The organism is Streptomyces sp. NPDC057137, assembly GCF_042670825.1.
GTDB lineage: Bacteria > Actinomycetota > Actinomycetes > Streptomycetales > Streptomycetaceae > Streptomyces.
Genome location: NZ_JBHUUW010000067.1, coordinates 1 through 18266 on the forward strand (window position 1 = coordinate 1; position 18266 = coordinate 18266).

General features: G+C 72.3%; 17 protein-coding genes. 4 read left to right on the forward strand and 13 right to left on the reverse strand.

Annotated features, from left to right (window positions below; all coding sequences use genetic code 11):
- Positions 1-125: 125 nt before the first annotated feature.
- The 4 genes from ACFT9I_RS33555 to ACFT9I_RS33570 all read right to left on the reverse strand — a co-directional run bounded on the left by ACFT9I_RS33555 (position 126) and on the right by ACFT9I_RS33570 (position 4103).
- Positions 126-1154, reverse strand: a complete 1029-nt coding sequence (locus tag ACFT9I_RS33555) for a 6-phosphofructokinase (RefSeq protein WP_382570729.1) — start codon at positions 1152-1154, stop codon at positions 126-128.
- A 145-nt stretch (positions 1155-1299) separates the two neighbouring features.
- Positions 1300-2025: a response regulator gene (locus tag ACFT9I_RS33560; RefSeq protein WP_382570730.1), complete on the reverse strand. Its 726-nt coding sequence runs from the start codon at positions 2023-2025 to the stop codon at positions 1300-1302.
- Positions 2022-3284 carry a MacS family sensor histidine kinase gene (gene macS / locus ACFT9I_RS33565; RefSeq protein WP_382570732.1) on the reverse strand — a complete coding sequence of 421 codons (1263 nt, stop codon included), beginning with the start codon at positions 3282-3284 and terminating at the stop codon, positions 2022-2024. The genes ACFT9I_RS33560 and macS overlap by 4 nt, the downstream gene beginning before the upstream one ends.
- 66 nt (positions 3285-3350) lie before the next feature.
- Positions 3351-4103 (reverse strand): lysophospholipid acyltransferase family protein, encoded by a 753-nt coding sequence (locus ACFT9I_RS33570; RefSeq protein WP_382570735.1) that lies wholly within the window; start codon positions 4101-4103, stop codon positions 3351-3353.
- 145 nt (positions 4104-4248) lie between these two features.
- On the opposite strand from ACFT9I_RS33570, the gene ACFT9I_RS33575 reads away from it, so the two are divergent.
- Both ACFT9I_RS33575 and ACFT9I_RS33580 read left to right on the forward strand, forming a co-directional pair.
- Complete coding sequence (locus ACFT9I_RS33575; protein WP_382570737.1) at positions 4249-5028, forward strand: alpha/beta hydrolase; 780 nt, start codon at positions 4249-4251, stop codon at positions 5026-5028.
- Entirely contained in the window at positions 5021-5743 is a 723-nt protein-coding gene (locus ACFT9I_RS33580) for a hypothetical protein (RefSeq protein ID WP_382570740.1), read from the forward strand. Before ACFT9I_RS33575 ends, ACFT9I_RS33580 begins: the two co-directional genes overlap by 8 nt.
- 84 nt (positions 5744-5827) lie before the next feature.
- Here the strand turns inward: ACFT9I_RS33580 and ACFT9I_RS33585 are convergent, their stop codons facing one another.
- From ACFT9I_RS33585 to ACFT9I_RS33610, 6 genes are all read right to left on the reverse strand, one after another.
- Positions 5828-6574, reverse strand: coding sequence for an endonuclease/exonuclease/phosphatase family protein (locus ACFT9I_RS33585; RefSeq protein ID WP_382570741.1), 747 nt, complete (start codon positions 6572-6574; stop codon positions 5828-5830).
- A gap of 137 nt (positions 6575-6711) precedes the next feature.
- A complete protein-coding gene (locus tag ACFT9I_RS33590; protein WP_354608638.1) occupies positions 6712-7653 on the reverse strand; it encodes an ROK family glucokinase in 942 nt (313 codons plus the stop codon).
- 66 nt (positions 7654-7719) lie between these two features.
- Positions 7720-8196, reverse strand: a complete 477-nt coding sequence (locus ACFT9I_RS33595; protein WP_382570744.1) for a DUF5304 domain-containing protein — start codon at positions 8194-8196, stop codon at positions 7720-7722.
- Positions 8197-8284: 88 nt separating this feature from the next.
- On the reverse strand, positions 8285-9571 hold the full coding sequence (locus tag ACFT9I_RS33600) for an ArsA family ATPase (RefSeq protein WP_382570747.1): 1287 nt from the start codon (positions 9569-9571) through the stop codon (positions 8285-8287).
- Positions 9571-10056 carry an SRPBCC family protein gene (locus ACFT9I_RS33605; RefSeq protein WP_382570749.1) on the reverse strand — a complete coding sequence of 162 codons (486 nt, stop codon included), beginning with the start codon at positions 10054-10056 and terminating at the stop codon, positions 9571-9573. The genes ACFT9I_RS33600 and ACFT9I_RS33605 overlap by 1 nt, the downstream gene beginning before the upstream one ends.
- A gap of 100 nt (positions 10057-10156) precedes the next feature.
- Positions 10157-11011: a metallophosphoesterase gene (locus ACFT9I_RS33610; protein ID WP_382570752.1), complete on the reverse strand. Its 855-nt coding sequence runs from the start codon at positions 11009-11011 to the stop codon at positions 10157-10159.
- A 279-nt stretch (positions 11012-11290) separates the two neighbouring features.
- Between ACFT9I_RS33610 and ACFT9I_RS33615 the strand changes: the two genes are divergently transcribed.
- Positions 11291-13099, forward strand: a complete 1809-nt coding sequence (locus tag ACFT9I_RS33615) for an AMP-dependent synthetase/ligase (RefSeq protein WP_382570754.1) — start codon at positions 11291-11293, stop codon at positions 13097-13099.
- A gap of 16 nt (positions 13100-13115) precedes the next feature.
- On the opposite strand, the gene ACFT9I_RS33620 is transcribed toward ACFT9I_RS33615, so the two are convergent.
- On the reverse strand, positions 13116-14270 hold the full coding sequence (locus ACFT9I_RS33620) for a glycosyltransferase family 4 protein (RefSeq protein WP_382570757.1): 1155 nt from the start codon (positions 14268-14270) through the stop codon (positions 13116-13118).
- 108 nt (positions 14271-14378) lie between these two features.
- Between ACFT9I_RS33620 and ACFT9I_RS33625 the strand changes: the two genes are divergently transcribed.
- The gene (locus tag ACFT9I_RS33625; RefSeq protein WP_382570760.1) at positions 14379-15704 is read left to right on the forward strand and encodes a glycosyltransferase 87 family protein; all 1326 of its coding nucleotides are present in this window, start codon (positions 14379-14381) and stop codon (positions 15702-15704) included.
- 63 nt (positions 15705-15767) lie between these two features.
- Here the strand turns inward: ACFT9I_RS33625 and ACFT9I_RS33630 are convergent, their stop codons facing one another.
- Both ACFT9I_RS33630 and ACFT9I_RS33635 read right to left on the reverse strand, forming a co-directional pair.
- Positions 15768-17036, reverse strand: a complete 1269-nt coding sequence (locus ACFT9I_RS33630) for a hypothetical protein (protein WP_382570762.1) — start codon at positions 17034-17036, stop codon at positions 15768-15770.
- Positions 17037-17105: 69 nt separating this feature from the next.
- Entirely contained in the window at positions 17106-18134 is a 1029-nt protein-coding gene (locus ACFT9I_RS33635) for an NlpC/P60 family protein (protein ID WP_382570764.1), read from the reverse strand.
- Between the last annotated feature and the right edge of the window lie 132 nt (positions 18135-18266).

The following is an 18266-nucleotide window of genomic DNA, read 5'->3' on the forward strand; positions in this document are numbered from 1 at the left end:
ATAAGAGACAGGTGCCAGGGACCGCGAGCCCGGCAAGATCGGCAAGACACCCCCTAGGAACGTCCCGCAGCGCCGGACGGGCCGGTCGCGGCCCGTCCGGCGGGTGAGGGCACAGCACCGACCGGTCAGCCGAAGAAGACGCCGACCTCTTCATAAAGCTCCGGCTGGACGGTCTTGAGTTCCGCTATCGCCTCCGAGATCGGGACCCGCACGATGTCCGTGCCGCGCAGGGCGACCATCTTGCCGAAGTCGCCGTCCCGCACGGCCTCGATCGCGTGCAGACCGAAACGCGTGGCCAGCCAGCGGTCGAACGCGCTCGGCGTGCCGCCGCGCTGCACATGGCCGAGGACCGTCGTCCGCGCCTCCTTGCCGGTGCGCTTCTCGATCTCCTTGGCCAGCCATTCGCCGACGCCCGACAGCCGGACATGGCCGAAGGAGTCCAGCGTCCCGTCCTTGAGAATCACCTCGCCGTCCTTGGGCATCGCGCCCTCGGCGATGACGACGATCGGCGCGTACGAGGCCTTGAAACGCGACGTCACCCAGGCGCAGACCTGGTCGACGTCGAAGCGCTGCTCCGGGATGAGGATGACGTTCGCGCCGCCCGCGAGACCCGAGTGCAGGGCGATCCAGCCCGCGTGCCGCCCCATCACCTCGCAGACGAGGACGCGCATGTGCGACTCGGCGGTGGTGTGGAGGCGGTCGATCGCCTCCGTCGCGATGCCGACCGCCGTGTCGAAGCCGAAGGTGTAGTCGGTCGCCGAAAGGTCGTTGTCAATGGTCTTGGGCACGCCCACACAGGGCACGCCGTGCACGTCGGAGAGCTGGGCCGCCACGCCCAGGGTGTCCTCGCCGCCGATCACGATGAGCGCGTCGACCTCGCTGCTCGCGAGGTTCTCCTTGATCCGGCGGACACCGTCCGACTCCTTGAGCGGATTGGTGCGCGAGGATCCGAGGATGGTGCCGCCGCGGGGCAGGATGCCTCGCACGGTGGGGATGTCGAGCCGTACGGTGTCGCCTTCCAGCGGTCCGCGCCAGCCGTCCCGGAAGCCGGTGAACTCGTACCCGTACTCCTGGACGCCTTTGCGCACGATGCCTCGAATGACCGCATTGAGCCCTGGGCAGTCGCCGCCCCCGGTCAATACTCCGACCCGCATGGAAACACTTCCCTTCGCCGTCGGTGACGCACCTGAGCCACGCCTGAGTGACACAGGTCACCCCGGCATGGTGCGCAGGGTCATTTCCGTTGCACCAGAGGGCGGCGGGAGGTGGTTGCGGGACGGCGGCGGGACGGGCGGGCGTTCACACGTCGTCGAGGCCGCGCTCGATCGCGTACCGCACCAGCTCAACGCGGTTGTGGAGCTGGAGCTTGCCGAGGGTGTTCTGCACGTGGTTCTGCACCGTGCGGTGCGAGATGACCAGGCGCTCGGCGATCTGCTTGTACGAGAGCCCCTTGGCGACCAGGCGCAGCACCTCGGTCTCGCGCTCGGTCAGCTGCGGCACCTTGGGGTCGTCGGACGCCGCGGGCGCGGGCTCGGAGGCGAGCCTGCGGTACTCGCCGAGGACCAGCCCGGCGAGCCCGGGGGTGAAGACCGGGTCGCCGACGGCGGTGCGCCGTACGGCGTCGGTCAGTTCGGCCGTACTGGCCGACTTCAGCAGATAGCCGGTGGCACCGGACTTCACCGCTTCGAGTACGTCGGCGTGCTCGCCGCTCGCCGAGAGGACCAGGACCCGCAGGCCGGGCTGGGAGCCGACGAGTTCCTTGCAGACCTGGACGCCGGGCATGCCGGGCAGGTTGAGGTCGAGGACGATCACGTCCGGGGTGGTGGCGGTCGCGCGGCGCACCGCCTGGGGGCCGTCACCGGCCGTCGCCACGACGTCGAAGCCGGCCTCGGTCAGATCGCGGGCGACGGCGTCGCGCCACATGGGGTGGTCGTCCACGACCATCACACGCGTCGCGCCGTCCGCGTCCTTCGCGTCGCCGGCCACGCCCGTGCCCCGCTCGTTCTTGTCCGTCTGCTCGCTCATCGCTCCGCCTTCCCCCGTGCAACCCGTGAATCCCGTGGAACCTTCAACTCGACTTCCGTGCCCTGGCCGGGGACCGAGATCAGCTCGGCCGTACCGCCCAGCTCCCGCAACCGCCCCCGGATCGACAGGGCGACACCGAGGCGCCCCTCCCCCTCGGCCTGCGCCAGCCGGCCCTCCGGGATCCCGGGGCCGTCGTCCCTGACCGTCACGATCACCTCGTCCGGCGAGTCCTCGACCAGGATCCAGGACCGCGCGCCGTCACCGGCGTGCTTGCGGACATTGTCCAGGGCGGCGTTCACGGCCGCGGCCAGCTCCCTGGCGGCCGCGGGCCGGAGCAGGACGGGAGCGCCCGGCTCGGCGAGCGTCACGGCGGAGCCGGCGAGCGGCGCCAGGAGCGTACGCAGATCCCACAACTCGGCCCCGCCGACGCCCTCGCCGTCGCTCCCGGCGTCATTCCCGGCCTCGTACTCCGCGTCGTCGATCGCGCGCACCACCGCCCCCAGCGAGGCGTCCTCGGAAGCGCGCGTGGTCGGCACGAGACCGCTGGAGACCAGTGTCCGCAGGGCGACCTCCTGCTCCCCGGCCATCCGGCCCAGCTCCGCCGCCTCGCCGCCGAGGGCCGTACCGCGCCGCTGCACCATCGCCAGGACCTGGAGCACGCTGTCGTGGATGTCGCGCGCCAGGCGCTCGCGTTCCCGGGTGGCCGCCTCGATCTCCAGGGCGCGCGCCAGGGTGCGTTCGGAGGCGCGGGCGACCTCCACGATGTAGCCGATCGCGATGGACGCCACCCACACCAGCAGCACGTTGTGCAGGGTGTCCCGGCTGGGGTTGCCGCGCCCGACCAGGTTGGCGACGGCGACCAGCGAGGAGGCGAAGGCCGCCCAGCGCCAGCCGCCCTTGACGGCGAAGGCGAGGACGGCGCCCGCGGTCCATATGCTCGGCAGGGTGGGACCGTCCTCGTACCGCGCCTGTACGTCGGCCACCGGGGTGAGCAGGACGCCGGCGAGGGCGATGGTGAGGTCGACACCGAGGAAGCGCTTGGTGCAGCTGACGGCGTTGGCCACCTTGGGCAGCGTGGCGACCGTCCAGACGACGACGACGGCGAGGTACGTGGCGGCGACCCAGGGCCGTTCGAACTTGTCGCGCGCGAAGGCGGCGATCAGGACCGCGTAGACCATGGTCAGCAGGCGGTACGCGGTGAGCGCGCGCCACAGCGGTTGCTCGACCGACATCCGTACGACCCGTTCACGTCCGGCCACGTGTCCCCCCCTGGTTCTCCCTGGTTCACGGATTCTTCCCGGGTGCTGCTCGCCGGACGGGCCTGATCAGCCCGTCTTCCCGGTCTTCTCCGCCTTCTCGGCCTTCTCGGCCTTCTCCGCCTTCTCCGCCTTCGCCTCTTCGGCGATCTTGCGCTTGGCCGCCGTCGCGTAGATGTCGACGTACTCCTGGCCGGAGAGCTTCATGATCTCGTACATGACCTCGTCGGTCAGCGAACGCAGGATGAAGCGGTCGCCCTCCATGCCTTGATAGCGGCTGAAGTTGAGCGGCTTGCCGATCCTGATCCCCGGCCGCATCAGCTTCGGCATCACCGTCCCGGGCGGCTGGATCTTCTCCGTGTCGATCATGGCGACCGGGATCACGGGCGCGCCGGTGGCGAGCGCCACGCGCGCGAGGCCGCCGGGCTTGCCCCGGTAGAGCCGCCCGTCGGGCGACCGTGTGCCCTCGGGATAGATGCCGAAGAGTTCGCCGCTCTCCAGTACCGCCATGCCGCTCTTGATGGCCGCCTCACCCGCGCCGCGCCCGCCGGAGCGGTCGACCGGCAACTGGCCGACGCCCTTGAAGAACGCGGCCGTGAGCCGCCCCTTCACACCCGGCGAGGTGAAGTACTCCGCCTTGGCGATGAAGGTGACCTTCCGGGTCAGGACCGCGGGGAGGAAGAACGAGTCCGAGAAGGAGAGATGGTTGCTCGCGAGGATCGCCGGCCCCTCGTCGGGAATGTTCTCGATGCCCTCCACCCAGGGCCGGAAAGCAAGCTTGAGCGAGCCTCCGATGGAGAACTTCATCGCGCCGTAGATCAACTCGGGTGCCTCCTGTGTGCTGTCGACCGACCTTAACCCGCGGGGGGCGCGCGGGTTCCGCCCTGGGGCGCCGACGGCTCTGGTCGGTGTCGGTCCGGTCGCGTACGGTGAAGTACCACTCCGAGACTCACGAACAGGAGACCCTGTGCCGGTCCTTCCTGGAGCCGAGCCGTACCGCCACGAGGGCGGAGATGTCGGCGTCCTCCTCTGCCACGGATTCACCGGTTCCCCGCAGTCGCTGCGCCCCTGGGCCGAGTATCTGGCCGCCCGGGACCTCACCGTGTCACTGCCGCTGCTCCCCGGGCACGGCACCCGCTGGGAGGACATGCAGATCACTGGCTGGCAGGACTGGTACGCGGAGGTGGACCGGGCGCTGCGGGAGCTGGGCGAGCGGTGCGAGCGGGTCTTCGTCTTCGGTCTCTCCATGGGCGGGACGCTGGCGCTGCGCCTCGCCGCCAAGCACGGGCACGCGGTGAGCGGCGTCGCCGTCGTCAACCCGGGGAACAAGGTGCACGGCCTTTCGGCGTACGCCCTGCCGCTCGCCCGTCATCTCGTCCGGACGACGAACGGCCTGCGCAGCGACATCGCGCTGGAGGGCAGCGAGGAGGTCGGTTACGACCGGGTGCCGCTGCACGCCGCGCACTCGCTGCGGAATTTCTTCCGGCTGGTGGACGGGGAGCTGCCCCAGGTCACCCAGCCGCTGCTGCTGATGCGCAGCCCGCGTGACCATGTCGTGCCCCCGGCCGACTCGGCGCGGATCCTCGGCCGGGTCTCGTCGACCGACATCCGGGAGGTCGTCCTGGAACAGAGCTACCACGTGGCGACGTTGGACCACGATGCGGAGCGGATTTTCGAGGAGAGTCACGCGTTCATCGGCCGACTCGCTCCGAACGTCGGGAAGAAGGGGAGCACAACCGGTGGCTGAGCATGACGCGGACCGCGAGCCGCAGCCGATCGACGAGGACGCCGCGTGGGCGGCGATCGTCGCGGGGTACGGGGAGGAGCCGGCCGATCCGCCGGGTGCCAAGCCCTTCAAGTCGGTCGAGGACCTGGCGCTCCTGGAGAGCGACCGGAACAGCACCGAGCCCGCGGCGCCCAAGGACAAGGGTTCCGGGACCACGAAGGCGGACCTCGGGCCGGTGAACCGGTCGGACGCCGGGCCGGACACGAAGCCGGACACCGCCGCCGGCACCAAGCCGGACACCACCGGCGCCGACGCCGAATCGGTCGTGACGCCCGCGCCGGTGCCCGAGCCCGCGCGTGAGCCGGACGCCAAGCCCGACAAGCCCTCGCTCGGCAGCTCCATCGTCTTCGCGCCCGGCGTGGCCGACGGCGGGCCGCGCGACTACTCGGTGGCGGAGCCCAAGGACGACGACCTCGACGACAGCGACGAGGGCCATTTCGTACCGCCCGAGCCGCCGCCGCTGCCGGAGGCCGATGTCACGGCCAAGTTCGCCTGGCTCGCCGTGATCGGCGGCCCGGTGCTCATGCTCCTCGCCGTGCTGTTCCAGTGGGAGATGACCTGGTGGCTGACGACGGTCTGTATCGGCGGCTTCCTCGGCGGCTTCGCCACGCTGGTGGCGCGGATGCAGCATGACGACGACGAGGAGGACGATCCGGGCCGCGGCGCGGTCGTCTGACACGGCGTCTGCCCTGGCACGGCGCCCGTCCTGACCCCGCGTCGGATCCGACGCGGGGTCAAGCTCCCTTTCGGGAGCCTGGGTTCACGACGCGGGCACGCGCAGGGCGGCCAGCACCGGAAGGTGGTCAGTGGCCGCCCGCAGGTCGCTCGCCTCGATGCCCGGCAGGCCCAACGGCACTCCGCAGCCCAGCACTTCGACACCCTCGGTCGTGAAGATCGCGTCGATGCGCTGATGCGGATCGGTGGGTGTCGAGGTGTACTCGCTCCCCCACGGCTTGACCGCCCAGGCGTCCCGAAGCTCCTCGGCGATCCGCCGGAACGAACGCCCCTGCGGCCGGTCGTTGAGATCACCCGCCACGACGGCGTGCGGCACGTCCATCGTCCGGACCCGGTCCAGCAGCATCCCCGCCTGGGCGAGGCGCTCGTCGGCCCGCAGGCTGAGATGGCAGCTGAGCAGCCCGATGCGGGCGCCGCCGATCCGTACGACGGCCGTGGCGAAGCCGCGCCGGTGCAGTCCCGGTGTGAGCGGCAGCAGTACGTCCTCCGTACGCTCCACGGTCGCGCGCAGCGAGCACAGCAGCAGCGGGCCCGCGGCGGTGCCGCCGCCGCTGAGGACGACGAGATCGGTCCGGGCGGCCAGCCACGCGGCGCGCTTGCGCCAGCGGAAGAAGCGCGGCGCCTCCTGGACGAGGACCAGGTCGGGCTCACAGGCCCGGATCACCCGGGCCAGCGCCTCGCAGTCGTCGCGCATGGAACGGATGTTGTAGCTGAGCACCCGGATCACGGCCGAACCGTCGGGCTCGGTACGGGAGTCGGGCAGCGAAATCATGGGGACGGGTCCACCCAGTCCACTCACCGGAGTTGTCACCGGTCCACGATAGGCCAACGCCCGCCGCACCCTTGAAGGGCGCGGCGGGCGTTGATCGTCCGGATACCGGGGTGCGTCCGGTGGCCGGTTCGTACAGGTCAGCCCTGGCGGGCCAGGTCCGCGGCGCCCACCAGCCCGGCCTTGCCGCCCAGTTGGGCGGCGAGAACCTGCGCGTGCGGACGCCATTCGCCGCCGATCAGCCAGCGGCGGAAGGACTTGCGGATCGGGTCGAGGACCAGTTCGCCCTCGTCCGAGACGCCACCGCCGACGATGAACGCCGACGGGTCGAAGAGCGAGGCCAGGTCGGCCAGGCCCGCGCCGGCCCAACGGGCCAGCTCCCGGAAGGAGTCGACGGCCACCGGGTCGCCCTCGCGGGCGGCGGCGCTGACGTGCTTGCCCTCGATGCCTTCGGGTGTGCCGTCGCCGAGACGCAGCAGGATCTCCGCGTTCTCGGGGGTGGCGTTGGCGCGTTGCTTCGCGTATCTGACGAGCGCGCGGCCCGACGCGTACTGCTCCCAGCAGCCCTGACTGCCGCAGCCGCACAGCAACCCGTCGGGTACGACCCGGATATGGCCGAACTCCGCCGCGACGCCGAAGCGTCCGCGGCGGAGTTTGTTGCCGATGATGATGCCGCCGCCCAGCCCGGTGCCGAGCGTGATGCAGATGACGTCGTCGTGGCCCTGTCCGGCCCCGAACTTGTACTCGCCCCAGGCCGCCGCGTTCGCGTCGTTCTCCACGACTACCTGCATCCCGACCCGCTGCTCGACCTTGTCCTTGAGCGGTTCGTGACGCCAGTTGATGTTCGGCGCGAACAGGACGGTGGCGCGCTTGTCGTCGACGTAACCGGCGGCGCCGATGCCGACGGCCTCGATGTCGTGTCCCTTGCCGGCGCCGGACACCGCGGCGCAGATCGCGTCGACGATGCCTTCGGCGGTCGGCGGGGTGGGCACCTGGTACGTATCGAGAATCGCGCCCTCTTCGTCGACCACGCCCGCCGCGATCTTCGTGCCGCCGATGTCGACGCCGATGGTGAGTCCCATGTGTCCCTCAGTTTTCGGTCGAGCCCCGCTGGGCCCAACCGTACCCGAGGGCGGGCGTCCCCCTGGTCAGTCCAGGTCGATGCGGTTGCCGGGGGTGGGGCCCTCGTCGCGGGGATCCGAGGGGTCGTTGGCCTTTTCGTCCGCCTTCTTCAGGCTGATGTCGGGCGCCTCGGACGGTCCCTGGGTCCAGCGGCGCTCGTCGCCCTCGACGGCGGAGCGGTAGGCGGCGAGCAGTTCGTTTCCGGCCGCCGCGAGGTGGTCGAAGATGTCGGGGTTGCGGTCGATGACCGGCTCGACGGCGGACTTGGCCTGATTGATGAACTGCTGGACGGCGCCCTGTGCGGCCATGCCGAGCAGCGGGCTCTGGAACGAGGACACCTTGTCGGCGACGGCGTCGACGAACCGGCGCAGTTCTTCGGAGGCGGAGCCGGGCGTCGTCCCGTGCACGGAACGACGACGGGCCTTCTCGGCGGCCAGGTCCTCGGCGCAGGCCGTGGCCCAGGCGTCCGGGTCGGCGGCGGGACGCTCGGTGGCATCGCTCATGGGTTACTCCCGCATGGGGCAAGGCGCCTCGTCCGGGGCGGACCGGAGGCTGTGTACCTTCGACGGTACCTGAACCCCGGCGGGACATTCAGGGAGTGCGCGGCCAGAGCCCCGGGTCCGGCGTGAAACGGACCTTCAGGACACCGTCCGTGAGCGCGGCGCCCGAGACGGTGCAGCGCCGCAGAGCCGCCGCGAGGGGCACGATGCGGTGGAACGGGCCGACGGTCAGCAGCAGTTCGTCGCCGCGCCGCACGAGGCCGACGTCCGCCTTCACGGCGCCGGGCAGTGGCAGGGACCACACCAGCAGCCCGTCCTCCTCCCGCCGGTCCTCGACCCACCAGGGATCGCGGTACGGCTCCGGGTCCGGACCCCCGCCCTCGTCCAGGTCCAGGTCCGGACCAAGATCGGCGAGATCGTCCAGTCCGCGCGGATCGCGGCCCAGGTGGCGCACCGAGCGCACCGGCCACGCGGAGCCTGAGCCGGCGCCGGAGTCGGACCCGGCGCCGGAGTCGGAGCCGTACTCCTCGCTCCACTCGTCCAGGCACTTCTGCTGCTGGGCGGCGAGCGTCGCGAGCCAGGCGTCGGACGAGTCCGTCGGCAGGACCTTGTTCGGTACGAGGGCGTCGACGCGCAGCCCGTACAGGCTGAGCCCGTCGCGGGCCACCCGCAGGGCGTCCCCGGCGGCCGGGCCGGGCTCGGCGACGAGCCGCACCGTCGTGGTGGGTGCCTCGATCAGCGCCTGGACGGCGGCCAGTTCCTCGTCCCTGCGGGCGGCGGCGCCGTACAGCCAGCCCGCCGGCATCGGTACCCCGGCGAGCTGCGCGATCATCGGCCGCAGCGCCCGCGCGGCCTGCCGCTCGGCGGGCAGGAGGCGGCCCAGCAGCCGGCGGAGCCGCTCGGGCAGAGCGAGCACGGACAGGGCGTCGCGCAGCGGCGGCAGGTCGACGACGAGCACGTCCCACCCGCCTGCCGAGGCCCGGCGCAGCGCCTGGAGCAGGGCGAACTGTTCGGCGCCCGGCAGCTCGGTCAGCTCCTCGCCGTCGAGACGCCGGGCGCCGAGCATGTCGAGCGCGGTGGCGGCGCGCTCCTGGAGCGCGAGGAATTCGGTGCGGAAGTAGTCGGCGGGGTCGACGCGCGCGGTCCAGAGGCCGGGCGTCACCTCGGCGGGTTCGACGGCGACGGCGGCCGGGGCGCCGAGGACGGCGCCGGGGCCCGCCGGGTCGGCGGAGAGCAGCAGCGTGCGGTCGCCGCGCCGGGCGGCGGCCAGGGCGGTCGCCGCGGCGACGGTGGTACGGCCCGCGCCGCCGGGGCCGGTGACCAGGACCGTACGGGGCGTTCCGGTCGTACGTGCGAGGGGCGCCGTGCTCTCCGTCATCAGGCGGTGGGCGTCTCGGCCGCTCCGGCGGATCCGGCGCTTCCGGGGGCACTCTCGACGCGCTTCTTCAGACCGGCCAGGGCGCGGTCGATGATGACCTTCTCGGCCTTGCGCTTGATCATGCCGAGCATCGGGATCTTGACGTCGACGGTCAGCCGGTAGGTGACCTCGGTACGCTCGCCGCCGCCCGCCGGCGCCAGGTGGTACGAGCCGTCGAGCGACCGCAGCATCTGGGACTTGACCAGCGTCCAGCTGACCTCGTCACCGCCGGTCCAGGTGTACGCGAGGGTGTGGTCGTCCTTGATCGCGCCCGCGTCCAGCACCAGCCGGACCTGCTCGGCGCGGCCCTCGGCGTCGGTGGAGAGGACCTCGGCCTCCTTCACCTCGCCGGTCCACTCGGGATAGCGGGCGAAGTCGGCGATCACGCCCATCACGTCGGCGGGTGCCGCCTCGATCGTGATGCTCGACTTGGTGTGCTCCGCCATCGACGTGCTCCTCCAGATGGTGTCTCCCCGGTGGTGCGGGGCGACGGTCACGCTTACCGGTACCGGCCGTGCAGCGTGCAGGTTATCGCGTGCGCGCCGGTCACCATTCCATGGCCCAGGGCCGTCCGGTGGACGCGAAGTGTCCGACGTTCACACATTCCGTCGAGCCGACGCGCATCCGGGGGGCGAGCGGCTGATGGACATGGCCGAAGAGGGCGTACCTCGGTTTCGTACGGCGCAGGGCGTCCAGCAGCGCGCGGCTGCCGCGTTCGAAGCGGCGGGCGACGGTGTCGTACGTCAACTCGGGTACCTCGGGCGGGATGTGCGAGCAGAGGACGTCGACCGCGCCGAGCCGCTCGACCTTGGCCGCGTACTCCTCGTCGGAGATCTCGTACGGGGTGCGCATAGGGGTGCGCAGACCGCCGCCGACGAAGCCGAAGACGCGGCCCCCGATCTCGACCCGCTCACCGTCGAGGACGGTCGTGCCCGGTCCGGCGTACTCGGGCCAGAGGGCGGGGATGTCGACATTGCCGTAGGTGGCGTACGTCGGGGTGGGCAGGACGGCGAACATTTCGGCGTACTGCCGCCGTACGGCCGCCTCGATGGCGGTGTCCCGGTCGCTCTCCAGCCCGGCCCACAGGTCGCGGCCCAGGTCACGGGCCTCGTCGAAGCGGCGGGCGGTGCGCAGCTCCACGATGCGGTCGGCGTTCTCCTTGCCGAAGAGTTCGGGGAAGATGCCGCGCGAGTGGTCGGCGTAGTCGAGGAAGAGGACGAGGTCGCCGAGGCAGATCAGGGCGTCCGCGCCGTCGCCGGCCCGCGCGAGGTCGCGGGCGTTGCCGTGCACGTCGCTGACGACATGGACGCGGGTCCGGGTGCGGCCGTTTCCGCCGGCCGCGTCACCCGTCCCGTCCGTACCGCCGCCCGCGTTCCCGCCGCCGTTCTCGCCACCACGCATGCCGCTCACCCTAGATCGCCGCCTTCCTGCTGTGTAGAGGGGTCCGGACCTGCGGTTACTCACACGCCCGCACAGCTGTGGACTACTCTGCGCGAAGGACCGTCAAAAAACGTGTGACGCAGCGAACATCTGGCCAGGACCCCCTATCCGGAACGGAGTACCGGTGGGTAACGTCCGGGCCGTCCCGTCGTGCTCACCCCCGAGAGCACCTGCCCGATGTGGACCGCAGCCGGTTCGGCACAGTGCCGTGCCACCGGCGCCCGACGAGGAGCAGCAGTCTTGCGCGAGTTCAGCCTTCCGGCCCTGTACGAGGTCCCCTCGGACGGCAACCTGACGGACCTCATCGGCCGCAACGCCGCTCAGCATCCCGATGCCGCCGTCATGGGCCGCAAGGTCGACGGGGTGTGGACGGACGTCACGGCTGTCCAGTTCCTCGCCGAGGTACGGGCGGTGGCCAAGGGGCTGATCGCGTCCGGCATCCGCCCGGGTGAGCGGGTCGCCCTGATGTCGCGGACCCGGTACGAGTGGGTGCTGCTCGACTTCGCGATCTGGAGCGCGGGCGCCGTCACCGTACCGGTGTACGAGACCAGCTCCGCCGAGCAGGTGCAGTGGATCCTCGGCGACTCGGGCACCGCGGCCGTGATCGTGGAGTCCGACGAGCACGCGGCGGCGGTCCGGTCGGTCTCCGACGGGCTGACGCGGCTGCGCCACGTCTGGCAGATCGACCGGGGCGACGACAAGGGCTGTGTGGCGGAACTGACCGCCGCGGGCGCGGAGATCACCGAGGCGGTGGTCGACGAGCGCAGCGCGACGGCGAAGGCCGACGATCCGGCGACGATCGTCTACACCTCGGGGACCACCGGCCGCCCCAAGGGCTGCGTGCTGACGCACCGCGCCTTCTTCGCGGAGTGCGGCAACGTGGTGGAGCGCCTGAAGCCGCTGTTCCGTACGGGCGAGTGCTCCGTCCTGCTCTTCCTGCCCGCCGCGCATGTCTTCGGCCGGCTGGTCGAGGTGGCCTCCGTGATGGCGCCGATCAAACTCGGCTGCGTACCGGACATCAAGAATCTGACCGAGGAACTGGCCGCGTTCCGGCCGACGCTGATCCTCGGGGTGCCGCGCGTCTTCGAGAAGGTCTACAACTCGGCGCGCGCCAAGGCCCAGGCGGACGGCAAGGGCAAGATCTTCGACCGGGCGGCGCGGACCGCGATCGACTACAGCCGCGCGCTGGGCAGCGCGCAGGGTCCGTCGCTCGGGCTCAGGATCCGGCACAAGGTCTTCGACGCGCTCGTGTACGGCAAGCTGCGCGCGGTCCTCGGCGGTCGCGGCGAGTACGCCATCTCCGGCGGCGCCCCGCTGGGCGAACGGCTCGGTCACTTCTTCCGCGGCATCGGTTTCACGGTGCTGGAGGGGTACGGCCTGACGGAGACGTGCGCGGCGACCGCGTTCAACCCGTGGGACCGGCAGAAGATCGGCACGGTCGGGCAGCCGCTGCCGGGTTCGGTGATCCGGATCGCCGACGACGGCGAGGTGCTGCTGCACGGCGAGCACCTGTTCACGGGCTACTGGAACAACGAGGCGGCGACGGTGGAGGCGCTGGCCGACGGCTGGTTCCACACCGGTGACATCGGCACCCTCGACGAGGACGGGTATCTCGCGATCACCGGCCGCAAGAAGGAGATCCTGGTGACGGCGGGCGGCAAGAACGTCGCGCCGGCCGTGATCGAGGACCGTATCCGCGCGCACGCGCTGGTCGCCGAGTGCATGGTCGTCGGCGACGGGCGTCCGTTCGTGGGCGCGCTGGTGACGATCGACGAGGAGTTCCTGGCCCGCTGGGCGAAGGACCACGGCAAGCCGGCGGGCTCGACGGCGGCGACGCTGCGCGAGGACCCGGATCTGCTGGCGGCGGTCCAGCAGGCGGTGGACGACGGCAACGCGGCGGTGTCGAAGGCGGAGTCGGTGCGCAAGTTCCGCGTCCTTCAGGCGCAGTTCACCGAGGACGCGGGGCACATCACGCCGTCGCTGAAGCTGAAGCGCGGTGTGGTGGCGAAGGACTTCGCGGACGAGATCGAGTCGCTCTACCGCGCGTAGGACACACCGGGTCCGGCTACAGCAGCGCCCGCAGCCGCTCCGCCAGCAGGTCCCAGCGCCAGCGTTCCTCGACCCACGCACGGCCGCGGGCGCCCATCCGGCGCCGCAGTTCGGGGTCGCCGAGCAGCGTCACGATACGGTCCGCCGATTCCTCGGCGGCGAGCGCGGCGGGGCCGCCGCGCACCACCCACCCCGTCTCGCCGTCCAGCACCGCGTCGGGCGCGCCGCCGGAGTCGCCCGCGACCACCGGGAGCCCCGTCGCGGAGGCCTCCAGGTAGACGATGCCCAGGCCCTCCACGTCGAGGCCGCCGCGCCGGGTGCGGCAGGGCATCGCGAAGACGTCGCCCGCGCCGTAGTGGGCGGGCAGTTCGGACCAGGGCACGGCGCCGGTGAAGCGTACGGAGTCGGCGACGCCCGTCTCGGCCGCCAGCTTCCGCAGCTCCTCGGCGTACGGTCCACCGCCGACGATCAGCAGCACGGCGTCCGGGACCCGCGCCAGGATCGCGGGCATGGCGAGGATCAGCGTGTCCTGCCCCTTGCGCGGCACCAGCCGGGAGACGCAGACGACGACGGGCCGCTCGGCGAGCCCCAGCCGCTCGCGTACCGCGTCACCGCCCGACGCCGGGTGGAACGTCTTCTCGTCGACACCGGGCGGCAGTTGGACCATGCGGCCGGCCGCGTCGGGCGTGAGCGCGGCGGCGATGCGTGAGCGCGTGTACTCGCCGAGGTAGGTGATCGTGTCCGTGCCCTCGCCGATCCGGCGCAGCAGCTGCCGGGACGCGGGCAGCTGCGCCCAGCCCGCCTCGTGGCCGTGCGAGGTGGCGACGATCCGCCGGGCACCGGCCCGGCGCAGCGCGGGGCCCATCAGTCCGAGCGGGGCCGCGGCGCCGAACCACACGGACTCGCAGCCGTGTTCGCGCAGCAGTCCCACCGCCCGCCGGGTCACTCGCGGGGTCGGCAGGAGCATCGTCGTACGGTCGCGCACGACCGTGAAGGGCTGCTCGGCGTCGAAGGCCGCCGTCGCCTCCGCGCCCTCGGCGCCGCGCTTCCAGGTGGAGGCGTAGACGACGATCCGGTCGGGGTCCAGCCGTAGCGCCATGTTGTGCAGGAACGCCTGGATGCCGCCGGGCCGGGGCGGGAAGTCGTTGGTCACGATCAAGGTCTTGTGCATCGCCGCCGACAGTACCGAACGGCCCCGCCTCATCGTTCCCACGCCTGTCCCCCCGCATGATGGCTCCCGCCAACGCATGTACATATCGGTCAAAACGGGCAGGTACTCATGACGGTCGAGGACACGACACGCGTCGGAGCGGCCGCGGGGGCCGCCGGGGTCGGGGGGAGCCGCGCGGTCGGCGTGCTCGGCACGGTCGGGCCGGTCACGGTGTGGCTCCTCACCAGGACCGTGACGATGCTCTGCGTCCTGCGGATCATCGTCACACCGGGCTCCGACGTCACCCCGGACGTCTCCGTCACCTACCAGGGCTGGTACGACGTCCTGCGCGCCGGCACCTTCCCCCAGTCGGACGTCACCTGGCAGTACCCGCCCGCCGCCGCGTTCGCGATCCTCTCCCCCGCCCTGCTGCCCTTCCTCGGCTACGCCACGGCGTTCTTCACCCTGTGCCTGCTCTGCGACGCGCTGGTCTTCGGGCTGCTGCTCCGCACGGGGCTGCGCCCGGGACGCTCGACACGCGGTGCCTGGGTGTGGGTGGCCGGCGTCGCGGTGCTCGGGCCCACCGTCTACGCCCGTTACGACGTGATGGTCACCGCCGTCGCCGTCTGCGCCCTCCTCGTGGGCCTCCGCAGACCCCAACTGCTCGGCGCGCTGGCCGGGTTCGGGGCGCTGCTGAAGGTGTGGCCGGTGCTGCTGCTGATCGGTACGCCGCGCGGCCGGGCCACCCGGCTGTCCTGGTCCGCCGCCGTCGCGACGGCCCTCGCGCTGCTCGCCATGGTGTCGGCGGTGCTGCCGGGCGCGCTGGACTTCCTCACCGCGCAGCGCGACCGGGGCACCGAGGTCGAGTCGCTGGGCGCGCTGGTCTTCCATGTGGCCCGGCATCTCGGCTGGGACGGCGCGGTGATGTTCAGTTACGGCTCGGTGGAGTTCCGGGGGCCGTACGTGCCCCTCGTCAGCGCGCTCGCCCTCGTCCTCAGCGTGACCGCCTTCGGCTGGCTGCTCGTCTGGCGGCTGAAGGCGGCGACGTTCACCGCGAGCACCTTGTGCGACGCGGCGTTCACCGCCGTCCTGCTGTTCACCGTCACCAGCCGGGTGATCAGCCCGCAGTACATGGTCTGGCTGGTCGGCCTGGCCGCCGTCTGTCTGCTCCTGCGGTCCAGCCCGATGACGCTGCCCGCGGTGCTCGTGGTGGCGGCCTCCGCGGTCACGGTGCTCGAATTCCCACTGCTCTTCTCGCACGTGACGGCGAGCGACTGGCTGGGCGTGACCCTCCTCGTCGTACGCAACGGGCTGCTGGTCGCCGCGACGCTGACCGCGTGCGGCCGGCTGTGGCGCGCGACGGTGCCGGGCCCGCGCACCCGCCAGGAGGCGGCGGACACGGCCGGGAGCGGTGACGGGGCCCAGGAGGACGAGTCCCGGCTGCTCGGCTCCTGAGCGCCCGCACAGGGGGCGTGGGGCGTGTCCGGAAGGTACGCCCGTCCGCCCGAGGGCGACTCCTCAGCGCAGCCGCTCGCTCATGTGGTCCCGCCACAGCGTGGTGAACTTCTCCGGCGTCACCGACAGCACCTCGTTCATCGCGTCCTCGACGGCACCCTCGCGCTGCTCGTGCTTCCCGACCGCCCGGTAGAAGTCCGTCAGCTTCCGCTCGCCCCAGCGCTGGGCGATCAGCTCGCACGCGAGGCGCCCGCCCTCGTACGCGCGCGCCAGTTCGTCCGCCTTCGCGTCGAAGGCGAAGTCACCGTCCTCGGGGAGCGCGGCGGGCAGTTCACCCCGGCGCAGGGACCGTTCGAGCTCCGGCGCCGCCTGCCCGTCCGTGCGGCTGGTGTCCCGGTAGGCGGCCCAGTCGGAGAAACCCTCCGACAGCCACATCGGGGTGGCCCCGGAGGTGTCCGCCCGCGTCGCCACATGGGTGGTCTCGTGGGTGAGGACCACCCGGCGCCCGAAGTCGCCCAGGATGCCGTACGCGTCGGGGTTGACGATCACCCGGTCCGCCGGCGAGGAGCCCTGCTGCCGGGTCTCACCGGTCGTGACGGCGGCGATGCCCCGGTAGCTCGTGGCCGAGGCGCCCAGCAGACCGGCCATCGACGCCACCGACCCGGGCACCAGCACCACGACGCGGCCCGACCAGGTGCCGGGCCAGGCCTCGTCGACGGCGGGTACCGCCCGGTCGGCGACGGCGGCGATCTCGCGGAGCCGGGCGTTGTCCTGGCCGACGCCGAGGATCAGGCTGCGCCTGCCGTGGACGACGTCGACGGCGCCCTGCTGCCAGAGCTGCTGCACACCGCCCTCGCCGGGCCGGTCGGCCGTCACGTACCAGCGCCCGTCCCGTTCCGTCAGCTCCAGCGTGCGGGCCGAGGTGACGGGCGCGCTGTCGTAGCCCGCTATCCGGTAGCGCAGCTCGGCGCTCGCCGTCGCGCGGGTGCCGGAGCGGTCGACGTCCCGCACCTTGTACTCCCAGGACCGCACGGGCACGTCGGTGAGGTTCCGATACGTCCGCCGCTCGGCGGCCAGCAGGTCGTCGGCGGCGGGGTCGACGGCGGCCAGATAGCCGCTCTCGTCACGGTCGAGCAGGGCGTCGGCGCGACGGTCGAGGATCCGCTGGATCGCGCCGGTGGCGGCGTCGGTCGCGGTGGGCGCGGAACAGCCGGAGGCGACCAGCAGACACCCGAGCAGCGCGGCCGCCGCACGGCGGCGCACCGTGCCGCGACGGGTCGGACGCCACCGACCCGCCGCACGTCTCCGGGTCGTACGTCCCTGACCTGCCACCCTGCCGATCGTACGGGGCGCCGCGAGGACGAATCCCGACAGAGCGTCGGCGACGGGGCCGGGCGGCGCTCAGACGCGGGTGACCGACGAGACCGGCATCATGCCCACCGGGTCGTAGCGGACCGAGGCGCCGGGGTAAGGCGCGTGCACCACCTGGCCGTTGCCCATGTACATCCCGATGTGGCTGGCGTCGTCGCGGTAGGCGACCAGGTCGCCGGGTCTCGCCTCGGAGAGCGGCACCTGCTGTCCCGCGTACCGCTGCGCCTGCGAGGTGCGCGGCAGGGAGACGCCCGCCTGTGCGTACGCCCACTGGGTCAGGCCCGAACAGTCGAACCCCGAGGGGCCGTTGGCGCCCCACACGTAGGGCAGGCCCACCACACCGCGGGCCGCGCGGGCGGCGGCAGCCGCCCGCGCCGACGCGGGCGCCTCGCCCGAGAGCGACAGCGGGCCGCCGTCGCGCCCCGAGCGCGAGGCCCGGTCGGCGTCCCTCTCGGCGTCCGGCAGCGCGTTCAGCAGCCGCCGCGCCTCGCCGAGCTTGGCTTCGACGGTGCGCTTGTGGCGGGCGACGGCGGCCCGGCTGCGTTCCAGTTCGGCGAGGTCCTTGGTCGCCTCGTCGCGCTGCAGGCCGAGCTTGCGCTGGGCCTTCCCGAGGTCGCGCAGGGCGACCGCCTGGCGGTCGCTCAGCCGGTCGAGCGCCTCGGCCCGGTCGAGATAGCTGTCCGGGTCGGAGGAGAGCAGCAGCGCGAGCGCCGGGTCGAGCCCGCCGGAGCGGTACTGGGCGCCGGCGATCGAACCGAGCGCGCCTCGCATCCGGTTGACGCGCTCCTGGCCCCGGGCCGCGCTGTCCTGCACCCGGTTCACGCGCTGGCGCAGCACACCGGCCCGCTCGCCCGCCTCGTTGTACCGCTCGGTGGCCTTCTCGGCCTCCTCGAACAGCCGGTCGACGGTCGACCGGGTCGCCTCGGTCGTGTCCCGCGGGTCCGCGCTCGCCGGCGCCGTCCCGAGGGCGGCCGCGGCGGTGACCGCGGCGGCGGACAGGACCGTGACCCGGGTGCCCCGGCTGTGGCCGGGGTGTGAGGAACGACGATGGGACACCACAGGAAGCCGCACTTCCTTCCGCTGGACGCAACTGCGCAGCCCCTGCCGCCCGACGGGCGGAAACATGGCCGGGAGCTGCGGCGCAGCAGACAGTAACCGTGCGGACACGGAGTGACCAAAGACCGCGCCGGG

Excerpts from the sequence above, each read along its gene's own strand:
- ACFT9I_RS33620 (WP_382570757.1), bottom strand. The coding sequence starts at position 14,270 with ATGCACAAGACCTTGATCGTGACCAACGACTTCCCGCCCCGGCCCGGC.
- ACFT9I_RS33560 (WP_382570730.1), bottom strand. The coding sequence starts at position 2,025 with ATGAGCGAGCAGACGGACAAGAACGAGCGGGGCACGGGCGTGGCCGGC.
- ACFT9I_RS33585 (WP_382570741.1), bottom strand. The coding sequence starts at position 6,574 with ATGATTTCGCTGCCCGACTCCCGTACCGAGCCCGACGGTTCGGCCGTG.
- ACFT9I_RS33610 (WP_382570752.1), bottom strand. The coding sequence starts at position 11,011 with ATGCGTGGTGGCGAGAACGGCGGCGGGAACGCGGGCGGCGGTACGGAC.
- ACFT9I_RS33595 (WP_382570744.1), bottom strand. The coding sequence starts at position 8,196 with ATGAGCGATGCCACCGAGCGTCCCGCCGCCGACCCGGACGCCTGGGCC.
- ACFT9I_RS33625 (WP_382570760.1), top strand. The coding sequence starts at position 14,379 with ATGACGGTCGAGGACACGACACGCGTCGGAGCGGCCGCGGGGGCCGCC.
- ACFT9I_RS33590 (WP_354608638.1), bottom strand. The coding sequence starts at position 7,653 with ATGGGACTCACCATCGGCGTCGACATCGGCGGCACGAAGATCGCGGCG.
- ACFT9I_RS33605 (WP_382570749.1), bottom strand. The coding sequence starts at position 10,056 with ATGGCGGAGCACACCAAGTCGAGCATCACGATCGAGGCGGCACCCGCC.
- ACFT9I_RS33555 (WP_382570729.1), bottom strand. The coding sequence starts at position 1,154 with ATGCGGGTCGGAGTATTGACCGGGGGCGGCGACTGCCCAGGGCTCAAT.
- ACFT9I_RS33600 (WP_382570747.1), bottom strand. The coding sequence starts at position 9,571 with ATGACGGAGAGCACGGCGCCCCTCGCACGTACGACCGGAACGCCCCGT.